Raw genomic sequence first — 20,857 nt, forward strand, 5'->3', positions numbered from 1 at the left:
TCCATTATTTTACTTAAACATATGGCAGAAAAGCTAGAAATAGAGCCATCTTAACTGGTTTATATTGGTTAATCAACACGCCTGATATATTAATAATGAAGCTGACATAAGGAGGATATTGATTATGAAAAATTATACATACGATCGCATCTTTTTAATTGTGATGGATTCAGTCGGGATCGGGGAAGCACCTGATGCAGAAAAATTTCATGATAAAGGTGCTGACACGTTAGGACATATAGCAGAAAAAATGAACGGCTTAAACATGCCGAATATGAGCAAGCTAGGATTAAGTAACATCCGAGAAATTAAAGGAATTCCAGTTCAAGAAAAACCGCTTGCGTACTATACGAAAATGCAAGAGGCTTCTAATGGTAAAGATACGATGACTGGCCATTGGGAAATCATGGGTCTTCATATCGAAAAGCCATTTAAAGTGTTCCCTGAAGGATTTCCAAAAGAACTGATTGATCAACTAGAGGAAAAAACAGGTCGTAAAATTATTGGAAACAAGCCTGCATCTGGAACAGCTATTATTGAAGAATTAGGAAAAGAGCATATGGAAACAGGGGCGCTTATTGTTTATACATCGGCAGACTCTGTTTTACAAATTGCCGCACATGAAGAAGTCGTTCCGCTCGAAGAATTATACAACATTTGTAAAATCGCACGGGAGTTAACGCTTGATGAGAAATATATGGTTGGCCGTGTCATTGCCCGCCCATTCATAGGTGAACCAGGAAACTTTACGAGAACACCTAATCGTCATGATTATGCGTTAAAGCCATTTGAAAGAACGGTCATGAATGAACTGAAAGATGCTGGCTTCGATGTGATTGCACTAGGTAAAATTTCTGACATTTATGACGGAGAAGGCATTACCGAATCGATTCGAACAACATCAAACATGGACGGAATGGATAAGTTTATCAAAACCTTAGATCAACCATTTACAGGTCTTTCCTTCATCAACTTAGTCGATTTCGATGCGAAATATGGTCATCGCCGTGATCCGATTGGCTACGGAAAAGCGCTAGAAGAGTTTGATGCACGTCTGCCAGAAGTATTGGAAAAGCTTCGCGACAATGATTTACTTATTATTACAGCAGATCACGGAAACGATCCAGTTCATCACGGAACCGATCATACGAGAGAATATGTCCCATTACTTGTTTACAACAAGAAAATGGAAGAAGGAAGAGAGCTTCCGCTGCGCAAAACTTTTGCAGATATAGGAGCAACCATTGCTGAAAACTTTAACGTCCCAATGCCAAAACACGGAACGAGCTTTTTAAGTTATTTGAAATAAGGAGGACTTCATCATGTCACGAAAAGAGAAAATAATTGCAGCAGCGACGTTTTTGAAGGAAAGATTCGAACATCATCCAGAAATTGGGCTTATTTTAGGGTCTGGTTTAGGCATTTTAGCAGATGAAATTGAAAAGCCAGTGAAAATTCCGTATCAAGACATTCCTGGCTTCCCGGTATCAACAGTAGAAGGTCATGCTGGACAGCTCGTTTTCGGTACATTAAAAGGAAAAACGGTTGTGGCCATGCAAGGGCGCTTCCATTATTATGAAGGCTATAGTTTAGATCAAGTAACCTTTCCTGTACGTGTTATGAAAGAACTTGGGGTCGAAAAGCTCATTGTAACGAATGCGGCAGGGGGGATAAATGAATCTTTTCAACCAGGCGATTTAATGATTATTACCGATCACATTAATAACCTTGGTCATAACCCACTAATCGGACCGAATGATCCTGAACTCGGTGTGCGTTTTCCCGATATGTCTGAAGCGTATGACAAAGAACTTCGACAGCTTGCCAAAAACGTTGCACGAGAACTAAACATCGCCGTTCAAGAAGGTGTTTATGTAGCCAATACAGGCCCATGTTATGAAACCCCAGCAGAAGTTCGCATGCTACGTATTGTTGGGGGAGATGCGGTAGGAATGTCTACCGTACCAGAAGTTATTGTGGCAAAACATTCCGGTTTAAAAGTTTTAGGAATTTCATGCATTTCGAACATGGCGGCAGGAATTTTAGATCAGCCTCTAACACATGATGAAGTGATTGAAACAACGGAAAAGGTTAAGTCTAACTTTTTAAATCTTGTTAAAACGATTATCGAAAAAATGTAGAAAAAGGTGATTAAAATGAGAATGGTAGACCTTATTGAAAAAAAGCGCGACGGGAAAGAACTGACAAAAGAAGAAATTCAATTTATTATTAAAGGTTATACAAACGGGGAAATTCCGGACTATCAAATGAGCGCATTCGCCATGGCGATATATTTTCAAGGCATGACCGAAGCAGAACGTGCCGAATTAACGATGGCAATGGTTCATTCAGGAGAAACGATTGATTTAAGTGCAATCGAAGGAATCAAAGTGGACAAACACTCAACGGGAGGAGTTGGAGATACAACAACATTAGTTCTCGGCCCTCTCGTAGCATCTGTTGGTGTACCAGTAGCGAAAATGAGCGGGCGTGGTCTCGGACATACTGGTGGAACAATTGACAAACTAGAATCTATACCAGGTTTTCACGTAGAAATCGATAAAGATGAATTTATTAGGCTCGTTAATGAAAACAAAATTGCTGTCATTGGACAAACTGGCAACTTAACTCCTGCTGATAAAAAGCTATATGCATTGCGCGATGTAACTGGAACAGTCAATAGCATTCCATTAATTGCAAGTTCCATTATGAGTAAAAAAATTGCGGCTGGTGCAGATGCTATTGTATTGGATGTAAAAACAGGTGCTGGTGCCTTTATGAAAAAGCTTGTAGACTCAAAGGAGCTAGCGAATGCAATGGTGAAGATCGGAAATGCTGTCGGCCGAAAGACAATGGCTGTCATATCGGATATGAGCCAGCCATTAGGGCGTGCGATCGGTAATGCATTAGAGGTTCAAGAAGCAATCGATACATTAAAAGGAGAAGGTCCTGAAGATTTACAAGAGCTTTGTTTAACATTAGGAAGCTACATGGTGTATTTAGCGAAAAAAGCGAATAGCTTAGAAGAGGCGAGAGAAAATTTAGAAAAATCGATTCAAAGCGGGAAAGCGCTTGAAGCGTTTAAAACATTTATTCAAGCACAAGGCGGAGATCCGTCTGTTGTGGATGATCCAATGAAATTACCGCAGGCAAAATATACGTTTGAGCTTGAAGCAAAAGAAGATGGCTATGTAGCAGAAATTGTTGCCGATAGTGTTGGAACGGCCGCTATGTGGCTAGGTGCTGGAAGAGCAACTAAAGAGTCAACGATTGATTTAGCTGTCGGCTTAGTATTAAACAAAAAAATAGGAGACGAAGTGAAAAAAGGCGAATCGCTTGTAACGATTTACAGTAATCAAGAAGACATTGAAGAAGTCAAGCAAAAGCTTTATGAAAGCATCGCAATTTCAAAAGAAAAAGTTGAAAGACCAACTCTTATTTATGAAACGATAACAGAATAATCCCAAGCTGCAAGAATCGGGAAATATACCCGGTTCTTTTTTTGGATCTTTTCTAAAAGATTGTTGCCTTACTATACGATAGCATTTTAACTGCCAGGAAAGCGGTACGCTTGCTATGTCAAGGTATGGAAAGCAACAATGTTTACGAAAACAGCTTTTTTTATCGTCACCTTTTTCCATTCCATGTTAGAAAAAGTTTTTATAGATCCATTGTATGAAATGTGAAGAAAATGGAAAAAATGGGATCATAAAGAATGGAGGGTGTGGAGATGAAGCGACTACTGGTGATGATATCAGCCATTTGTATGATGTTTACAGTTGTCATAAACGTACATGCAGAGGAAACAAATGTGCAGCTTGTTAAAGATGTCAAATCCGCTGTTTTAATGGAAAGAGATACAGGGCAAATTTTGTATGCCCATCATGCAGATGAAAAACTTCCTCCTGCAAGTATGACAAAAATTATGACACTCCTTTTAATTATGGAAGCGCTTGATAAAGGAACAATTAAACTTGATGAAAAAGTTCGTGCAAGTGAACATGCAGCCTCTATGGGTGGTTCGCAAATATTTTTAGAAGCAGGGGAAGAAATGACGGTAGAAGATCTAATAAAAGGAATCGCGATCGCCTCTGGAAACGATGCATCTGTTGCGATGGCTGAACGAATAGCTGGATCAGAAGAAGGATTTGTCAAGATGATGAATAAAAAAGCAAAAGAGCTTGGCTTGAAAAATACGCATTTTAAAAATCCGACAGGACTTCCTGAAGAAGGTCATTACAGTTCAGCACGTGACATGGCCATCATGGCGAAAGAGCTTCTTAAATATGAAGATATTACAAAGTATACAGGAAAATATGAAGATTATTTAAGAGAAAATACGGATAAAAAATTTTGGCTTGTGAACACAAATCGTCTCGTGAAGTTTTATCCCGGTGTTGATGGAGTGAAAACCGGCTACACGAACGAAGCGAAATACTGTTTAACCGCAACAGCAAAAAAGGGAAATATGCGTGTTATTGCAGTCGTGTTTGGAGCTCAAACTCCTAAACACCGCAATAGCCAAGTGACGAAAATGCTTGATTACGCCTTTAGTCAATATGAAATACATTCATTATATAAACGAAATGAAAAAGTGGCTCCGGTTGAATTAAGTAAAGGCCGAGATCAAAAAGTTCATTTAATTACTTCAAAACCAATTTCCATATTAACGAAAAAAGGGGAAAGCATTGATGATATGAAACAAGAAATCGTTTTTAAAGAACAGGTGATCGCACCAATTAAAGAAGGTGAAGAGCTCGGAATGCTCGTGTTGAAAAAAGGAGAAAAAGTGATGGATGAGTATCCGCTTGTTGCGGAAAAAGATGTGGAAATGGCGAGCTGGTGGACACTATTTAAGCGTATACTAGGAGACTTCACGAAAGCTGGGTAAATTTAGCGAATGAACACTAGTTTTGTCATAAAGCAGGAATTCCCCTTCGTCTTCACGAAAGACTCATTATCCTTACAGTTTTGAAGGAGGAATACAGTATGAGTCTTGTGATAGACATGGAAGTGAAGAAAAAGGTGCTATGTATCCGCTTAGCAGGTGAACTAGACCATCATACGGCGGAGGAATTACGACAAAAAGTCAATGACATCGTAGAAAAACGCCAAATTGAACATATGGTGTTTAATTTGCAAGATTTATCCTTTATGGATAGCTCAGGATTAGGTGTTATTTTAGGCCGATATAAACAAATTAAAAACAGCGGAGGAGAAATGGTTGTTTGCTCAGTATCCCCTCCGATTAGAAGACTGTTTGATATGTCAGGGCTTTTTAAAATTATTCGCTTGGCAGATTCAGAAGGAAAAGCGCTAGAAACATTGGGGGTGGCATCATGAAAAACGTCATGAACCTCCAATTTTCAGCGTTAAGTCAAAATGAATCGTTTGCTCGGGTTACGGTCGCTGCATTCATTGCTCAGTTAGATCCGACAATGGATGAATTAACGGAAATAAAAACAGTCGTATCAGAAGCGGTTACGAATGCGATTATACATGGTTATGAGCATAATCCAGATGGTATCGTCTATATATCCTGTACGCTAGAAGAACATATTGTTCACATTACGATTCGAGATGAAGGCAAAGGAATTGAAAATATTGAGAAAGCAAGGCAGCCTCTCTTTACAACCAAGCCTGAATTAGAGCGTTCAGGAATGGGCTTTACTATTATGGAAAATTTTATGGATGATATACAAGTAGAGTCGACTGTAGGGAAAGGAACAACTGTAAGATTGACAAAACATTTATCAAAAAGTAAAGCTTTATGTAATTAAGGAGACTCGTTATGGATGTGGAGGTCAAAAACGAATTTTCTAATGGACCGTTGAAGGATCATGAGGTTAAGGAATTAATTGAAAGAAGTCAGCAAGGTGAGCAAGAAGCACGTGATTTGCTTATTCAAAAAAATATGCGTCTTGTTTGGTCTGTTGTACAGCGCTTTTTAAATCGAGGCTATGAGCCAGAAGATTTATTTCAAATTGGCTGTATCGGACTATTAAAATCTGTTGATAAATTTGATTTATCATTTGATGTCAAATTTTCAACATATGCCGTACCAATGATTATCGGCGAAATTCAGCGATTCATTCGTGATGATGGAACCGTAAAGGTCAGCCGTTCATTAAAAGAATTAGGTAATAAAATTCGACGTGCTAGAGAAGAATTGTCGAAAACACTTGGAAAGGTGCCTACCGTTCAGGAAATTGCTGACTACTTAGACATTCCACCAGAAGATGTTGTGCTTGCACAAGAAGCGATTCGTGCACCTTCTTCCATCCATGAGACCGTTTATGAGAACGATGGAGATCCTATTACCCTTTTGGATCAAATTGCTGATCATCATGAGCAGCAATGGTTTGATAAAATTGCTTTAAAGGATGCTATAGAGGAATTAGATGAAAGAGAAAAATTAATTGTTTATTTGCGCTATTTTAAGGACCAAACGCAATCAGAAGTAGCTGAAAGACTTGGAATTTCACAAGTTCAAGTATCAAGACTAGAAAAAAAAATATTAAAACAAATGAAAGACCGAATGAGCACATAATGCTTTTTCGGTTTTTTCTTTTTAGTAATAAATGGATTAATGGGCTGCTGCATGTTGCCTAATCATCTAATCCATACTACATATTACAAAAGAATTTTTAGGTAGGATGTGAGGTGTAATGAACGTTACGGTCTATTTACGCCTAAGGCATCGGATTCAAGTAAAGCCAAATGAAAAAATTACGATCAATAAATTAGCTACCGTCATTGGGGATCCACAGTTAAAAGAGCAAATTGAAAACCTTGAGATTCACCAAGTTCAAAAGCATGATAAATCAATTATTGTCATTGATGCCATTCAAATCATTCAAAAAATATATACATTGAATGACGAAATCGAAATTCAAACATTAGGTCCGACTCAAACGGTTGTAGAAGTCGTGTATAAGAAAAAAGACGTTTCAAAAGTTTTATTAGTTCTCGTTTGGCTTTTACTTTTCGTTGGTTCAGGTATGGCCATTATGAATTTCCATGAAGATGTAAGTATGCAGAAAGTTCATATTCGTTTATACAAAATCATAACGGGGGAAGTAAACAAAAAACCACTTCTCTTTCAAATTCCATATTCAATTGGACTCGGACTAGGAATGATTTTATTTTTTAATCATGCTTTTCGTAAACGCATTAATGAGGAGCCAAGTCCGCTTGAAATCGAAGTTTTTAATTACCAAATGGATCTCGACAAATATGTTTCGATGAATGAAAACAAGGAAAGTATGGAAAAAATCGATGAACATTAACATTTTGTTTATTATGTTCATCGGCTTTTCAGGTGGATTGGCTGTCGGTGCGGGATTTGTTGCTTTTTTAACCATACTTGGAATTATTCCACGGCTGATGCAGTTAACGAAAACTCTGTCATTCATACGGTTTTATGAGTGTGGAGTACTATTAGGTGCATTAGTCGGCTGCTGGTTCAGTTTAAGTGATGTTCATTTTTCCATGTCCGCTTTTTGGCTCATGCCAATGGGTTTATTAGATGGCATATTTATTGGGATGCTTGCAGCTGCGTTAACCGAAGTACTAAATGTCATTCCGATTTTAGCTAAAAGGGTTGGAATGGAAAGAAATATTATCATCCTTTTAATGGCCATTGTGTTTGGAAAAATTGTTGGCTCTTTATTTCATTGGCTTTATTTTATCGATCATTAAAAAGGAGTGGAAATATATGAAATTAAAAGATGATTACGCCAATCAAATTAAAAAGTTCCACCCAAAAACAAATTATATGAAAAATTGTTTGAAGGCCTTTTTGATAGGCGGATCGATCTGTTTATTTGGTCAAATGATCGAAAATATTTATATTCAAGTGTTTTCGTTAGAAAAAGAAGTAGCAGGCAGTGTCATGATGGCGACGTTAATATTATTTTCATCTATTTTAACGGGGATTGGGGTTTACGATAAAATTGGCCAATTTGCTGGGGCAGGATCTATTTTAACGGTTGCAGGCTTTGCTAATTCGATGACAAGTGCAGCTCTTGAGCATAAAAGCGAAGGATTTGTACTTGGTGTGGCCGCAAATATGTTTAAAATAGCGGGAAGTTCGATCGTTTTTGGCATTGTTTTTGCTTACGTAGTCGGCTTTATTCGTTTTGTTTTCACCATACCATGATCACCCGAAAGGATGTGATGGAATTGGGGTTATTCGGAAAACAAACATGGATCTTTCATAATCGCTTGTATGTAAATGGAAGTGGAACAGCTGTTGGACCGAAAGAAGCGGAAGGACCATTAGGGGACAAATTTGATGTTCGTCATGATGATCTTTATTGCGGAGAAGAAAATTGGGAGCTTGCGGAAAGGCGATTAATGGTACAAGCCATTGACTATTGTTTAAAAAAAGCGAATACCGATGCGAAAGAAGTTGATTTTTTTATTGCAGGTGATTTGTTAAACCAAAATGTTACGAGCAACTACGTTGCAAGACATTTAAATATCCCGACATTATGTATGTTTGGGGCATGCTCCACTTCGATGGCAACGATCGCGATCTCCTCACTTTTAGTTGATTCTGGATTTGCTAGAAAGGTTCTCGCTGCAACGAGCAGTCATTTTGCCACTGCTGAACGACAATTTCGTGATCCATTACAATTTGGAAAACAAAAGCCGAACACTGCAACTACGACGGTAACGGGGGCTGGAGCTGTTCTCATTGGCAAAGAATATGGAGATATTGCGATCACATCTGCTACGATCGGCCGAGTTGTAGACTTTGGAATTAAAAATGCGTTCGATATGGGTTCAGCAATGGCTCCAGCTGCTGCAGACACGATTAAGCGTCATTTATACGATTTAAAGCGTTCTCCTTCTGACTATGACTTAATTGTAACTGGTGATTTATCAAAAATCGGAAGTCCCATCTTAAAACAATTGCTAAAGGAAGAAAATATACTCATTGATGATCAACACGATGATTGCGGGTTAATGATTTTTCATGACGATCAGCAAGTATTTGCTGGCGGGAGCGGCTGTGGCTGCTCTGCTGTTGTCACATACAGCCATATTTTTGATTTATTAAAACGAGGTGAATTAAAGCGTGTTTTGGTCGTAGCAACTGGTGCTCTGCTAAGTCCTATCATGATGCAACAAAATGAATCGATTCCGACGATCGCTCATGGAGTTGTTTTTGAACGAACGTCTAGGAGTGTGAAAAGCTAATGGAATATGTTATTGCTTTTATTTCCGGTGGACTCATATGTCTAGTTGGTCAAATATTTATTGATATCTTTAAACAAACTCCCGTTCATGTCACGAGTTTGTTTGTCGTTATCGGGGTCATTCTTGAAGGACTTGGAGTTTATGAACATTTTATTCATTGGGCTGGAGCTGGTGCAACAGTTCCTATTACAGGCTTTGGGTATTCGTTATTCTATGGAGTCATACAAGAAGCAAATGGGGTCAGCGGAATAGGAATTGGTGCATTTGATTGGCTCCTACAAACGATCCTTTTCGCTTTTATGACAGCTGTTATTTTTAAACCGAAAGGATAGAATCGTCATGCAAGGAAGAAGAAAGGTTATTATGGTAACAGATGGAGATGAGTATGCCTTAAAAGTGATCGAATATGTTGCCAAAAAAATTGGTGGAAGATGTATCTCAAGATCGCAAGGGAATCCGACAACTCTAAGTGGTGAAGAGATGGTGAAGTATATTTTAAGCACCCCCTATGATCCTGTATTTGTATTATTTGATGATTGTGGTTTTCAAGGGGAAGGAATGGGAGAACAAGCTTTAAAATATGTTGCCAGCCATCCTCAAATAAAAGTGATAGGAGTGATTGCTGTTGCATCAAAATCAAAGCATAAAGAGTGGTCAAAGATTGATATTAGCATTGATCGAGATGGGAAACTGACAAACTTCGGAGTTGATAAAGATGGTATTCCTGACATTGAGGGAGGAAGAATAAATGGGGATACAGTATATTGTTTGGATCAATTATCTGTTCCCATTGTTGTGGGCATTGGTGATATTGGAAAAATGAATCGAAGAGATTGTATAGAAAAAGGTGCTCCGATAACGATGAAAGCTGTTGAGATCATTTTAGAAAGGAGTGGATACGATGGGAGACAATAAAACACCGATATCTCCGAACCTTCCGGAAAATGAAAGCTTTTTTAAAAAGCATATTGGTTTAGGAGAAAGCTTCGACTTAGGGGTAAGAAAATTTAAGATCATTCAAAAGCAGCTTCATTTATATTATGTCAATGGTTTATGCGATACTCAATATATTATCGATCTTTTAAGACAATTAACGGAAATAAATGATCATGAAAAAGAGAGCTCAAAAGTAAAAGAAATTATCGAAAACAGGCTCATACATCAGCAAGTAAGTGAAATTAAAACATTAGATGAAGCCGTAGACCAATTGTTGTCAGGGCTAATCGTCATAATCATAGAAGGGTATGACTTTGGTTTTGTTGTGGATGTGAGAAGCTATCCTGGCAGACAACCGGAAGAGCCAGACACAGAAAAAGTAGTGCGTGGTGCACGGGATGGATTTGTGGAAAATATTATTGTCAATACAGCACTTATTAGAAGAAGAATTCGTGATGAAAGATTGCGGTTTGAAATTTTAAAAGTAGGGGAAAGGTCAAAAACAGATATTTGTCTTGCCTATGTTGAGGATGTGGCCGACCCAGGTTTAATCAAAGTCATAAAAAAAGAACTTAACACGATAAAAATTGATGGATTAACAATGGCTGATAAATCAGTTGAAGAATTTCTTGTCAAACAAGGCTATAATCCATTTCCGCTTGTTCGCTATACGGAGCGAGCTGATGTAGCAGCTAACCATTTGCTTGAGGGACATGTTATTATTATGGTCGACACGTCTCCAAGTGTCATTATTACTCCTACGACCTTTTTCCATCATGTACAGCATGCCGAAGAATATCGTCAAGCACCTGCTGTAGGAACATTTCTCCGCTGGGTGCGCTTTTTAGGGATCGTCGCATCGATATTTTTGCTGCCTTTATGGCTGCTATTTGTTCTTGAACCTTCTTTGCTGCCAAAAAACTTAGCTTACATAGGGCCGAACGAACAAAAAAACATCCCTGTTGTGATCCAACTATTTTTAGCAGATTTAGGGGTTGAATTTATGAGAATGGCTGCCATTCATACCCCGACAGCTTTATCTGTCGCGATGGGATTAATTGCGGCTGTATTAATTGGCGAAATTGCGATTGAAGTTGGTTTATTCGTTCCAGAGGTCATATTATATGTTTCTATTGCTGCGATCGGTACGTTTACAACACCAAGCTACGAATTAAGTGTTGCCAATAAAATGGTCAGACTGTTTTTATTAATACTCGTTTCGATCTTCCATATACCAGGTTTTGTTATAGGCAGTACTTTATACGTTCTATTGTTGGCAAGTGTTCGTTCCTTAAATACACCTTATTTATGGCCTTTTATTCCATTTAATGCGAAAGCGCTTTGGCAAGTTCTTGTGAGAACATCAGTACCGGGAGCTAAGCTACGTCCTAGCATCGTTCATCCCCAAAACGTTAAAAAGCAGCCGTCTTAGCATGCCATCCCCCGTTTGCCCATTTCTTTACAATCAAAATAGGTCATTGAAACGCTCCCCATTTTATGATAATGTAATTTTAACTATTTAAAGGATGAAGGAATGGGTAATGTTTTGAATAAACAAGGGGGCAGCAAAATGTATTTACATGGTACGAGTAGAGTGAATGAAAAAGGGCATTTAGAAATCGGCGGAGTCGATACGGTCGATTTAGTGGAACAATATGGAACCCCTTTATATGTATATGATGTCGCCTTAATTCGTAAGAGAGCTAGAGAGTTTAAAAATACTTTTGAAGAATTAGGAATTAAAGCTCAAGTAGCGTATGCAAGCAAAGCGTTCTCCTCTATTGCGATCGTACAGTTGGCACATGAGGAAGGCTTGTCTCTTGATGTCGTTTCAGGAGGGGAGCTTTATACAGCATTAAAGGCTGGATTTCCACCTAATAAGATTCATTTTCATGGAAATAATAAAAGTGTAGAAGAAATAACGATGGCCTTGGAAGCGAAAATTGGCTGCATAGTTGTTGACAATTTTCATGAAATCGATTTATTAAAAGAGTTAACGAAACAATTGTCTCAAAAAGTAGATATTTTGTTGCGTGTGACACCAGGAGTCGAAGCGCATACACATGATTATATTACAACAGGACAAGAGGATTCGAAATTCGGTTTTGATCTTCACAATGGTCAAATCGAAAATGCGATTGAGCTCGTTTTGCATGATCCACACATCCATTTATTGGGTATTCATTGCCATATCGGATCGCAAATTTTCGAAACGAAAGGATTTGTGCTTGCTACAGAAAAAATATTCCGAAAAATAGCGGAATGGAAAGAGCGTTATTCGTTTACTCCTAACGTATTAAATTTAGGCGGGGGCTTTGGAATCCGCTATACGAAAGATGATGATCCACTCCCGATGAAAGTATATGTTGAAAAAATGGTGGAAGTGGTCAAAGAACATTCTCAACAGCTAAATATTGACTTGCCAGAAATATGGATTGAACCAGGTCGTTCATTAGTTGGAGATGCTGGTACGACATTATATACAATCGGCTCGCAAAAAAATGTACCGGACATACGGAAATATTTAGCCATTGATGGCGGGATGAGCGACAATATTCGTCCGGCCCTTTATCAAGCGAAATATGAGGCCGTATTAGCAAACCGTTTGAATGATAAACCGAATGAAACCGTATCGATAGCGGGAAAATGCTGTGAAAGTGGCGATATGCTTATTTGGGATTTGCCACTTCCGGAAGCGAAAACCGGTGATATTTTAGCTGTTTTCTGTACAGGGGCATACGGTTATTCGATGGCTAATAATTACAATCGTATTTGTCGTCCGGCAGTTGTTTTTGTTGAAAATGGAGAAGCTAAGCTTGTTATTCGCAGAGAAAGCTATGAAGACCTCGTTCACTTGGATTTGCCACTCCATACAGAAATGCTTGCAAGTGCAAAGTAATTTATAAATCATCGTATTTTTTTCAAATTATAAAGGGCGAGAATCGTTGTAGATTTCTCGCCTTTTTCGCTTATATTATTCTTATATTATTTTTGAAAAATAGATACGATTGCCTCCCATAGCGATTTGAAGAAGTCTTGTAATTGTTGAAGGAAATTTTGGCCTTCCTCTGATTGTAAAAACTTTGATATTTTGTCCTTTGCTTTCGATAATTGATCTCCTACTTGATTCCAATCAATATTTAAATCCATTAAATCATTGAACAATACAATTAAATTGTTGATATCATCATCAGATAATGTAATATTTAAGTCTTTTGCTGCTTGTTGAATCATTTCTTTTAATTCTTGGTCATTTTGAGGGAATCCGTTTTCCGCTATTTGCTCTTTCACTTTTGCCATCAAAGCAGATGCATTTTCAGGCCCGATTTTATCTCCTAACTTTGCTGTTTCCACAAGTTCTTTATTCGCCATTTGCTTGACTTCTTCTGGAATCGTCTCATCTGTCGAAATTTCATATGCTTTCATTAATCCTGTGAGAGCAGCCGTACCTGAAACATCAAAGGGAGCGGTTACGTATATACTTGCATCTTTGACACCTGCTGTCATTAAAGCGTTTAAATACATTTCATCAGTTACCCAATTAATATGATTCGTTTTTACTTCCAATCCAGAGCCTTTTTCTTCAATGGTAATTTTCGATGAGGAAATCGCTCTTGTACCAATTTGCGCTTTGGAAATATACTTTCCTAAATATTGATGCTCCTCTTCATTTGTTACCGTTACAATTTGCGCCTTTTCTGGTGCATTCATTTCCTTTAGCAAGTCATGTTTTTGTTGTTCCGTTAAGTCATTTCCTAATGTAATCATCACGTCGCCAACCGCTGTATCTGCTAAACTTGTCGTTGGAAATAAAAACAAACAAATCGAAAGTAGGGATAATATCAACTTTTTCATACTTTTTCCTCCTAATGTAAAAGCACTTTCCTATTTTATTAAGGTTATACCCTTTTATAGACGAATGAGAAAAGCAAATCGTTTCATATCATGAAGATGATCAACAGACTTTGTAAGAATAGAGTAAATAATTTTTTTATGATAAGCAATATGTATGCTATGATTAAAAAGAAATTTACATAAAGGAGAGCGAAATCATGACAAAAAAAGGTTTTATTTTAATGGAGAACGGAGAAAAAATTGAATTTGAATTATATCCAAATGAAGCACCGATAACGGTTAAAAATTTTGAGACCCTTGCAAATAAAGGGTTTTATGACGGTTTAACTTTCCATCGTGTCATCCCAGGCTTTGTTAGCCAAGGAGGATGTCCAAATGGGAACGGTACAGGCTCTGCGGGATATACGATACCATGTGAGACAGAAGGAAATCCCCATAAGCATGTTGTCGGCGCTATCTCAATGGCACATGCCGGAAAAGATACAGGATCTTGCCAATTTTTTATTGTTCATGAGCCCCAGCCTCATTTAGATGGAGTTCATACTGTATTTGGACAAGTAACAAGCGGGATGGAGACGGTTATGAACATGAAAAATGGGGATGTAATGCAAAAAGTAGAGGTTTTCGATGAAGAATAGAATCGAAAGAAGGGAGAGGTATACGCCTTCTCCTTTTTTGTACATTTAGGTAGAAACCGTTCAATAAACGTAAATTCTGTGTACGTACAAATGTAAGTATGGCTATAGCACTCTTTTGTTGTAAAGAGTTGAATGTTTAACCGGAGGGAATTTCATGAAACGACAAAATTGGATGTTGTTAGGTGTTTTTGTTGTTGTTTGTCTTTTATGGGGAGTAGGCTACTGGTTATATATAGTGAATTAATCTTGTAATCATGGCTTAAAATAAATGTTGACTAATATTGAAGGAATAGAACAACGAAGTGTTGTTTTATATGGTAGAAGTTGCATTTCGGTTTGCGGCAGCAAACGTATGTGCTATAATGATAAAGAACGAAGGTATTTTGTTAGGGATTCTTGTATGTTAATGATCGTTCGGGGTCACATACAAGACAGAAAAAAGCCCGCTTCAAACGAAATGAGGTAGAGGCTAGTGCCAGGACAATAGAATAGGTTTCTGTATCCTTCGGGGCAGGGTGAAATTCCCGACCGGCGGTGATGAAGCGATGTCTTCTTAGCCCGCGAGCCACAATGGCATGACCTGGTGTGATTCCAGGGCCGACAGTATAGTCTGGATGGGAGAAGGATCACTGAAAGGAAAGGAGTATAATTATTTGGAAAAAATTACATATTATACTCTTATTTAAACGTGCTTTCTTTTAGTGATCGAAAGAGTGCCCTAGGATCATCAAATCCTAGGGTTTTTTAAATAATCGTTTTAAAAGTGGAGCGAAGGAGGTGTATTCATGTTTACAGGAATAATAGAAGAGATCGGGACGATTTCGCACATAAAAGGAAATGATCAAGCAACGACATTAACGATTGAAGCGAAAAAAATTTTATCTGATGTCAAGCTAGGTGATAGCATTGCCGTAAATGGTGTTTGTTTAACTGTGACAACATTTAATTCACACTCTTTTACAGTTGATGTGATGCCGGAAACGATGAAGGCAACCTCATTACGTATGATCAAAATTGGTTCACATGTAAATTTGGAAAGAGCGATGGCAGCAAATGGCCGATTTGGTGGGCATTTTGTTTCAGGTCATGTTGATGGAATCGGACAAATCATCAAAAAAACACGAAAGGAAAACGCCGTCTATTACGAAATTGCCGCTCATGAGGAATTAATCGATTTCATGGTTTATAAAGGTTCAGTGGCAGTTGATGGAACGAGTTTAACGATTTTTGGACTTACAGAAAATTCATTTACACTCTCCCTCATTCCTCATACGATGACTGAATCGATCTTAGGAGAAAAAGATGTAGGAGATATCGTGAACATTGAGTGTGATATGATCGGAAAATATATCAAAAAATATTCACAAAAGCCAACGATGGTTCATGCAAAGTCAACGATTACTCGAGATTTTTTACAAGAGCATGGCTTTGACAAATAAATACGAAATGCGAAAAGCGTCTAGAATCCGCAATATGGATGACGGAGTCTGTGGAAGGCATGGAATGTTGCCATCTTGTCTTCATTGTCTTGAAATTTTTCCAATTTCTTCAGAGTGGAAGGGAAAGTTGAACAGAGCTAGGCGCTTAAGCTGGACAAGGGGGAACATTATGTTTCACACAATTGAAGAAGCAATTGAAGATTTAAAACAGGGGAAAGTAGTGATTGTCGTAGATGATGAAGATCGCGAAAATGAAGGGGATTTTATTGGCTTAGCAGAATATGTAACCGCTGAAATGATCAACTTTATGGCTACATACGGAAGAGGGCTAATATGTGTACCGATTTTAGAAGAACATGCAAAACGTCTTGATTTAAAACCGATGGTAGATCAAAATACAGATCCTCATGGAACAGCTTTTACGGTCAGTGTCGATTATAAAACGACAACGACAGGCATTAGTGCATTTGAGCGTGCCGAAACCATTAAAGCATTATTAAACCCAGATGTGAAGGCTAGTGATTTTAAACGGCCTGGACATATATTTCCGCTCATTGCCAAAAAAGGCGGTGTTCTAAGAAGAGCAGGACATACGGAAGCAGCTGTTGATTTAGCAAAGCTTGCAGGAGCCAAACCTGCAGGAGTTATATGTGAAATCATGAATGAAGATGGGACAATGGCTAGAGTACCTGAGCTGAAAAAAGTCGCTACGCAATTTAATTTAAAAATGATCACCATTAAAGATTTGATTAACTTCCGTACAAAAAAAGACAAGCTTGTCAAACGGGAAGTAGAAATTGATTTACCTACAGAATATGGGACATTTCGAGCCATTGGATATACAAGCCTCATTGATGGCAAAGAGCATGTCGCATTAGTAAAAGGTTCGATTTCTCCAGAAAAGCCTGTGCTTGTTAGAGTTCATTCGGAGTGCTTGACAGGGGATGTATTTGCATCGAATCGTTGTGATTGTGGTCCACAGCTTCACGCAGCTCTTCAGCAAATTGAAAAAGAAGGAAATGGTGTGCTTCTTTACATGCGTCAAGAGGGAAGAGGAATTGGATTAATTAATAAGATGAAAGCTTATCAATTACAAGAAAAAGGGTATGACACAGTTGAAGCGAATGAAAAACTAGGATTTGCTCCTGATTTGCGCGACTATGGGATTGGGGCGCAAATTTTAAAGGATCTCGGTGTACGAGAAATGCGGCTATTGACTAATAATCCAAGAAAAATTGCCGGACTAGAAGGATATGGTCTATCCATTAAAGAACGTGTGCCGATCCAAATGCCTGTGAAAAAAGAAAATGAATATTATTTAAAGACAAAAAAATCCAAACTAGGTCATTATTTACATTTTTAAACAGAAAAATCTACAGTTAGCAAACCGGAAAAGTGAAAGCATAAGACAAATTGGAGGGAACAAAGATGAAATATTATGAAGGTAATCTTGTTGGAACAGGTTTGAAAATTGGGATTGTTGTCGCTAGATTTAATGAGTTTATTACAAGTAAATTATTAACAGGAGCACAGGATGGTTTAATTCGCCACGGGGTGTCCGAAGAAGATATAGAGGTTGCATGGGTTCCAGGGGCGTTTGAGCTGCCAATGATCGCTAAAAAAATGGCGGAATCTAAAAAATATGATGCTGTAATCACATTAGGTACTGTCATACGTGGGGCAACGACTCACTATGATTATGTTTGTAATGAAGCTGCGAAAGGAATAGCAAATGCTGCGGCTCAAACGGGTGTGCCCGTTATTTTCGGCGTGATCACGACAGAAAATATTGAACAAGCGATTGAACGCGCAGGAACCAAAGCAGGAAATAAAGGGTATGAAGCTGCTTTATCAGCGATCGAAATGGCAAATTTAATAAAATCTTTTGAATAATTTTTTGAAAACCGTTTAAATTCTTTATGAATCTGTATATAATGTTGAAGAGTAAATCATCCAAAAAGAGAGTGCCTGTTATGGTCGATAAAGGAAAAAAACAAGAAAAAATTTTGATCTTCGTAAGTTTTGTTGTCGGTGGGTTGTTGCTGCTTTCTATCATTGGAAAGTTATTTCATTAATGAGGGATCAAACATGTTAATACGATACAAAAAAGCGTTTGAAAAAATTGCGATGGGTCTTTTGTCCTTTATGCCTAGTGAAAAAGATTTAAAACAACTTCAACAAACGATTCAAACATATGAGACAAAGGAAAATTGGCAGCTATTCTTATGGAAAGAAGAAGATATCATCGGTGTCGTTGGCGTAGAAGTAATAGATGATCGAACAGTGGAAATTCATCATCTTTGCGTCAATCCCTCCCATCGCTATCAAGGAATTGGCAAGCAAATGTTAAATGCCGTACGTGAGATTTATAAAGATAAAGAAATTGTGGCAAATGAAATGATTGAATCGTTTTTTACGAAATGCTTAACAGAAGAAGCGGAAAATTAATTTCGGCTTCTTCTCTTTTTTTCCAGCTGTTTCTCTCTTTCTAAAATAACATCTGTTCGATCACGTGTTTTATGTTTATGTAATAAAAATTGATTGTTTAAATCGCTGGATGCTCCCCAATTTTTCCCTTTCTCCCTTGCATATCGAAAGCATATTTCTTTTAATTTTTCATCTTTGATCGGCAAATTTACGCTTTTGTATTTTTCTTTTCTTTTTACCGCTTCCAACGTTTCTTTTATTAATGCGATGAAGGAATGATAGTCGATACCTAGAGATTCTATTTCTGTTGCCTTTTCTTTCATCAATCGAAGGGAATTTTGAAACATTCGTTCTGCCCCATTCCAATTTTGACGTCTGTAATGGTAAAAAGCAACGGCGATTTGAATCAATAGAACCCAAATGGATTTTCGTCTTGCAGGAGGATCCTTTTTCCAAAATTCTTCTAAAATTTCATGACATTCGAAATAATCTCGTTCACAATGAAATTGATATAAGTAGTGGATATAAGGTTCTGGAAACATCCGCTTTACCCCTTTTCTAGACTTGACTTAACGTTTAGTGTAGCATAGAATGACTGGCTCGAAAATGAAAGTATTTTGTCATGAAGAAAAAAATATGTCAAGTCTTCATTTTCGTTATGAAAATGGAGAAGGTTCTGTCAAATTATACGGCTCCTACGAGCATCCCTAAATAATCGTAAAAATAGTATTGGAGAAGTGGAATAGTTGTTCTATACTAGAGGTTAGCTGTATTTTTTAAGCATAATCGATGATGGTGGGATTAAAAGTGGAATACCTTGTAAAAATTGATGCGTTTGAAGGCCCGCTTGATCTATTGCTTCACTTAATTAATCGTTTAGAAATCGATATTTACGATATTCCTGTTGCAAAAATTACCGAGCAGTATGTAGCCTATATTCATGCAATGCAAGAGCTTGAATTAGATGTTGCATCCGAATATTTAGTGATGGCAGCAAATCTTTTATCCATTAAAAGCCGGATGCTTTTGCCAAGACAGGAAGAAGAGATGATGGAAGCAGAATTCTACATAGAAGAAGCGGAAGATCCACGAAAAGAGCTTGTCGATCGCTTAATTGAATACCGGAAGTATAAGGAAGCTGCTCAAAAACTAAAGGAAAAGGAAAAAGATCGCTCTCAAGTGTTTACAAAGCCGCCTAGCGATATAAGTGAGTATGTCACAGAAAAAAGTATAGAAAATCAAAAGCTTCAAGTAACGATTTATGACATGATAGGTGCTTTTCAAAAAATGATGCGGCGCAAAAAACTGGAAAAACCATTAACGACTCGCATCACAAGGCAAGAAATACCAATTGAAAAAAGAATGAAGGAAATTATTCATGATTTGCGTACCTTTCGAGGGAAACGGCATTTTTATGATTTATTTCCATCCAACCATAAAGAATATTTAGTTACGACATTTTTAGCTATTTTAGAATTAATGAAAAAGCAATATATTTATATTGAGCAGGAGCGGAATTTTGCCGATATTTACATATATGGGAGTGAAAAAATAGATGAGCTTGGGGATCATTGAATGGAAATCAATTTTGGAAGGACTTCTTTTCGCTGCAGGAGATGAAGGTCTTTCTTTAAAGCAATTGGCTTCTGTTCTTGAAATTGATGAACCAGTAGCTCTTGAAATCATCGAGGATTTAAAACAAGAGTATCAAAAAAAAGAACGTGGTCTAAGTTTAGTGGAAGTAGCAGGTGTTTATCAGCTTACGACAAAAAAAGAGCATGCCCCGTATTTAAAACGGCTCGTCGAAACTCCATCCAATCAAACTTTGTCACAAGCTGCCCTAGAAACTCTTGCAATTATTGCCTATAAACAGCCCATTACAAGGATAGAGATTGAGGAAATTCGCGGGGTGAAATCTGAAAGGCCGATTCAAACGTTATTAGCAAAAGGACTCATTCAAGATGTTGGAAGAAGAGAAGGAAGTGGTCGTGCCATTTTATATGGAACAACCCGTGAATTCCTTGACTATTTCGGTCTTAAAACGATTGAGGAGCTACCTTCACTTTCAGACAATATCGAAGAAGAGTTTATCCAAGAAGAAGCTGATCTTTTCTTTGAAAAAATTAATGAGACATTCGATCAAGACTAAATAGATGAGGCTGTCCCAACCTTAGTGTCAAACCATACCATTTCGATGCCTGAGCTCAGACACTTATGGGGCAGCTTTTTTTCATGTATGACACTTGTGTTTGTGTATTAGCTTGTTCATTCGACGGTTCACGTCACGCTTGTAAGTGACATACAAAGCGTATTGCTTGCCTGACAGTCGATACGATATAGTAAAGCAACAATCTT

At 37.8% G+C, this 20,857-nt stretch carries 24 protein-coding genes and 1 riboswitch; of the genes, 22 read left to right on the forward strand and 2 right to left on the reverse strand.

Annotated features, from left to right (window positions below; genetic code table 11):
• Nucleotides 1-124 precede the first annotated feature (124 nt).
• From deoB to lysA, 15 genes are all read left to right on the forward strand, one after another.
• Complete coding sequence (deoB, locus tag J2S06_RS02670; protein ID WP_419151201.1) at nucleotides 125-1,309, forward strand: phosphopentomutase; 1,185 nt, start codon at nucleotides 125-127, stop codon at nucleotides 1,307-1,309.
• Nucleotides 1,310-1,322: 13 nt separating this feature from the next.
• Nucleotides 1,323-2,141, forward strand: coding sequence for a purine-nucleoside phosphorylase (locus J2S06_RS02675; protein ID WP_044896446.1), 819 nt, complete (start codon nucleotides 1,323-1,325; stop codon nucleotides 2,139-2,141).
• Nucleotides 2,142-2,156: 15 nt separating this feature from the next.
• Nucleotides 2,157-3,461 (forward strand): pyrimidine-nucleoside phosphorylase, encoded by a 1,305-nt coding sequence (locus J2S06_RS02680; protein ID WP_419151202.1) that lies wholly within the window; start codon nucleotides 2,157-2,159, stop codon nucleotides 3,459-3,461.
• A gap of 269 nt (nucleotides 3,462-3,730) precedes the next feature.
• Nucleotides 3,731-4,891, forward strand: a complete 1,161-nt coding sequence (locus J2S06_RS02685) for a D-alanyl-D-alanine carboxypeptidase family protein (protein WP_044896448.1) — start codon at nucleotides 3,731-3,733, stop codon at nucleotides 4,889-4,891.
• Nucleotides 4,892-4,989: 98 nt separating this feature from the next.
• Nucleotides 4,990-5,343 (forward strand): anti-sigma F factor antagonist, encoded by a 354-nt coding sequence (gene spoIIAA, locus J2S06_RS02690; RefSeq protein ID WP_044896449.1) that lies wholly within the window; start codon nucleotides 4,990-4,992, stop codon nucleotides 5,341-5,343.
• Nucleotides 5,340-5,780 carry an anti-sigma F factor gene (spoIIAB, locus tag J2S06_RS02695; RefSeq protein ID WP_419151203.1) on the forward strand — a complete coding sequence of 147 codons (441 nt, stop codon included), beginning with the start codon at nucleotides 5,340-5,342 and terminating at the stop codon, nucleotides 5,778-5,780. The genes spoIIAA and spoIIAB overlap by 4 nt, the downstream gene beginning before the upstream one ends.
• 11 nt (nucleotides 5,781-5,791) lie before the next feature.
• Complete coding sequence (sigF, locus tag J2S06_RS02700) at nucleotides 5,792-6,550, forward strand: RNA polymerase sporulation sigma factor SigF (protein ID WP_044896451.1); 759 nt, start codon at nucleotides 5,792-5,794, stop codon at nucleotides 6,548-6,550.
• Nucleotides 6,551-6,668: 118 nt separating this feature from the next.
• Complete coding sequence (locus J2S06_RS02705) at nucleotides 6,669-7,289, forward strand: stage V sporulation protein AA (RefSeq protein WP_419151204.1); 621 nt, start codon at nucleotides 6,669-6,671, stop codon at nucleotides 7,287-7,289.
• Nucleotides 7,279-7,701, forward strand: a complete 423-nt coding sequence (locus J2S06_RS02710) for a stage V sporulation protein AB (protein ID WP_044896453.1) — start codon at nucleotides 7,279-7,281, stop codon at nucleotides 7,699-7,701. Before J2S06_RS02705 ends, J2S06_RS02710 begins: the two co-directional genes overlap by 11 nt.
• Nucleotides 7,702-7,717: 16 nt before the next feature.
• Nucleotides 7,718-8,161, forward strand: a complete 444-nt coding sequence (gene spoVAC, locus J2S06_RS02715; RefSeq protein ID WP_419151205.1) for a stage V sporulation protein AC — start codon at nucleotides 7,718-7,720, stop codon at nucleotides 8,159-8,161.
• Nucleotides 8,162-8,184: 23 nt separating this feature from the next.
• On the forward strand, nucleotides 8,185-9,207 hold the full coding sequence (gene spoVAD, locus J2S06_RS02720) for a stage V sporulation protein AD (protein WP_044896455.1): 1,023 nt from the start codon (nucleotides 8,185-8,187) through the stop codon (nucleotides 9,205-9,207).
• Nucleotides 9,207-9,539 carry a SpoVA/SpoVAEb family sporulation membrane protein gene (locus J2S06_RS02725; protein ID WP_419151206.1) on the forward strand — a complete coding sequence of 111 codons (333 nt, stop codon included), beginning with the start codon at nucleotides 9,207-9,209 and terminating at the stop codon, nucleotides 9,537-9,539. The genes spoVAD and J2S06_RS02725 overlap by 1 nt, the downstream gene beginning before the upstream one ends.
• Nucleotides 9,540-9,546: 7 nt before the next feature.
• Nucleotides 9,547-10,122: a stage V sporulation protein SpoVABEA gene (locus J2S06_RS02730; protein WP_419151207.1), complete on the forward strand. Its 576-nt coding sequence runs from the start codon at nucleotides 9,547-9,549 to the stop codon at nucleotides 10,120-10,122.
• Complete coding sequence (locus tag J2S06_RS02735; RefSeq protein WP_419151208.1) at nucleotides 10,109-11,575, forward strand: spore germination protein; 1,467 nt, start codon at nucleotides 10,109-10,111, stop codon at nucleotides 11,573-11,575. Before J2S06_RS02730 ends, J2S06_RS02735 begins: the two co-directional genes overlap by 14 nt.
• Nucleotides 11,576-11,713: 138 nt before the next feature.
• Nucleotides 11,714-13,042 (forward strand): diaminopimelate decarboxylase, encoded by a 1,329-nt coding sequence (gene lysA / locus J2S06_RS02740; RefSeq protein WP_044896459.1) that lies wholly within the window; start codon nucleotides 11,714-11,716, stop codon nucleotides 13,040-13,042.
• A gap of 86 nt (nucleotides 13,043-13,128) precedes the next feature.
• Here lysA and J2S06_RS02745 read toward each other — a convergent pair whose 3' ends face one another.
• Nucleotides 13,129-13,998 carry a DUF1002 domain-containing protein gene (locus J2S06_RS02745; protein ID WP_044896460.1) on the reverse strand — a complete coding sequence of 290 codons (870 nt, stop codon included), beginning with the start codon at nucleotides 13,996-13,998 and terminating at the stop codon, nucleotides 13,129-13,131.
• A 197-nt stretch (nucleotides 13,999-14,195) separates the two neighbouring features.
• On the opposite strand from J2S06_RS02745, the gene J2S06_RS02750 reads away from it, so the two are divergent.
• The 5 genes from J2S06_RS02750 to J2S06_RS02770 all read left to right on the forward strand — a co-directional run bounded on the left by J2S06_RS02750 (nucleotide 14,196) and on the right by J2S06_RS02770 (nucleotide 18,523).
• The gene (locus J2S06_RS02750) at nucleotides 14,196-14,636 is read left to right on the forward strand and encodes a peptidylprolyl isomerase (protein WP_044896461.1); all 441 of its coding nucleotides are present in this window, start codon (nucleotides 14,196-14,198) and stop codon (nucleotides 14,634-14,636) included.
• Nucleotides 14,637-15,133: 497 nt separating this feature from the next.
• A riboswitch (FMN riboswitch) is annotated at nucleotides 15,134-15,266 on the forward strand.
• A gap of 155 nt (nucleotides 15,267-15,421) precedes the next feature.
• Nucleotides 15,422-16,075: a riboflavin synthase gene (gene ribE, locus J2S06_RS02755; RefSeq protein WP_044896462.1), complete on the forward strand. Its 654-nt coding sequence runs from the start codon at nucleotides 15,422-15,424 to the stop codon at nucleotides 16,073-16,075.
• A 169-nt stretch (nucleotides 16,076-16,244) separates the two neighbouring features.
• Entirely contained in the window at nucleotides 16,245-17,438 is a 1,194-nt protein-coding gene (locus J2S06_RS02760; RefSeq protein WP_044896463.1) for a bifunctional 3,4-dihydroxy-2-butanone-4-phosphate synthase/GTP cyclohydrolase II, read from the forward strand.
• Nucleotides 17,439-17,503: 65 nt separating this feature from the next.
• A complete protein-coding gene (ribH, locus tag J2S06_RS02765) occupies nucleotides 17,504-17,968 on the forward strand; it encodes a 6,7-dimethyl-8-ribityllumazine synthase (RefSeq protein ID WP_044896464.1) in 465 nt (154 codons plus the stop codon).
• A gap of 195 nt (nucleotides 17,969-18,163) precedes the next feature.
• Nucleotides 18,164-18,523 carry a GNAT family N-acetyltransferase gene (locus tag J2S06_RS02770; RefSeq protein WP_044896465.1) on the forward strand — a complete coding sequence of 120 codons (360 nt, stop codon included), beginning with the start codon at nucleotides 18,164-18,166 and terminating at the stop codon, nucleotides 18,521-18,523.
• On the opposite strand, the gene J2S06_RS02775 is transcribed toward J2S06_RS02770, so the two are convergent.
• Nucleotides 18,520-19,044 (reverse strand): DUF309 domain-containing protein, encoded by a 525-nt coding sequence (locus tag J2S06_RS02775; RefSeq protein ID WP_044896466.1) that lies wholly within the window; start codon nucleotides 19,042-19,044, stop codon nucleotides 18,520-18,522. The genes J2S06_RS02770 and J2S06_RS02775 overlap by 4 nt on opposite strands.
• Nucleotides 19,045-19,294: 250 nt before the next feature.
• Here J2S06_RS02775 and J2S06_RS02780 point away from each other — a divergent pair, with 250 nt between their 5' ends.
• Together J2S06_RS02780 and scpB are read left to right on the forward strand one after the other, a co-directional pair.
• A complete protein-coding gene (locus J2S06_RS02780) occupies nucleotides 19,295-20,077 on the forward strand; it encodes a segregation/condensation protein A (protein WP_419151209.1) in 783 nt (260 codons plus the stop codon).
• Nucleotides 20,064-20,651 (forward strand): SMC-Scp complex subunit ScpB, encoded by a 588-nt coding sequence (scpB, locus tag J2S06_RS02785; protein WP_419151449.1) that lies wholly within the window; start codon nucleotides 20,064-20,066, stop codon nucleotides 20,649-20,651. The genes J2S06_RS02780 and scpB overlap by 14 nt, the downstream gene beginning before the upstream one ends.
• Nucleotides 20,652-20,857: the final 206 nt, after the last annotated feature.

It is taken from the genome of Bacillus alveayuensis (genome assembly GCA_030812955.1).
In the GTDB taxonomy this organism is placed as follows: domain Bacteria; phylum Bacillota; class Bacilli; order Bacillales; family Aeribacillaceae; genus Bacillus_CB; species Bacillus_CB alveayuensis.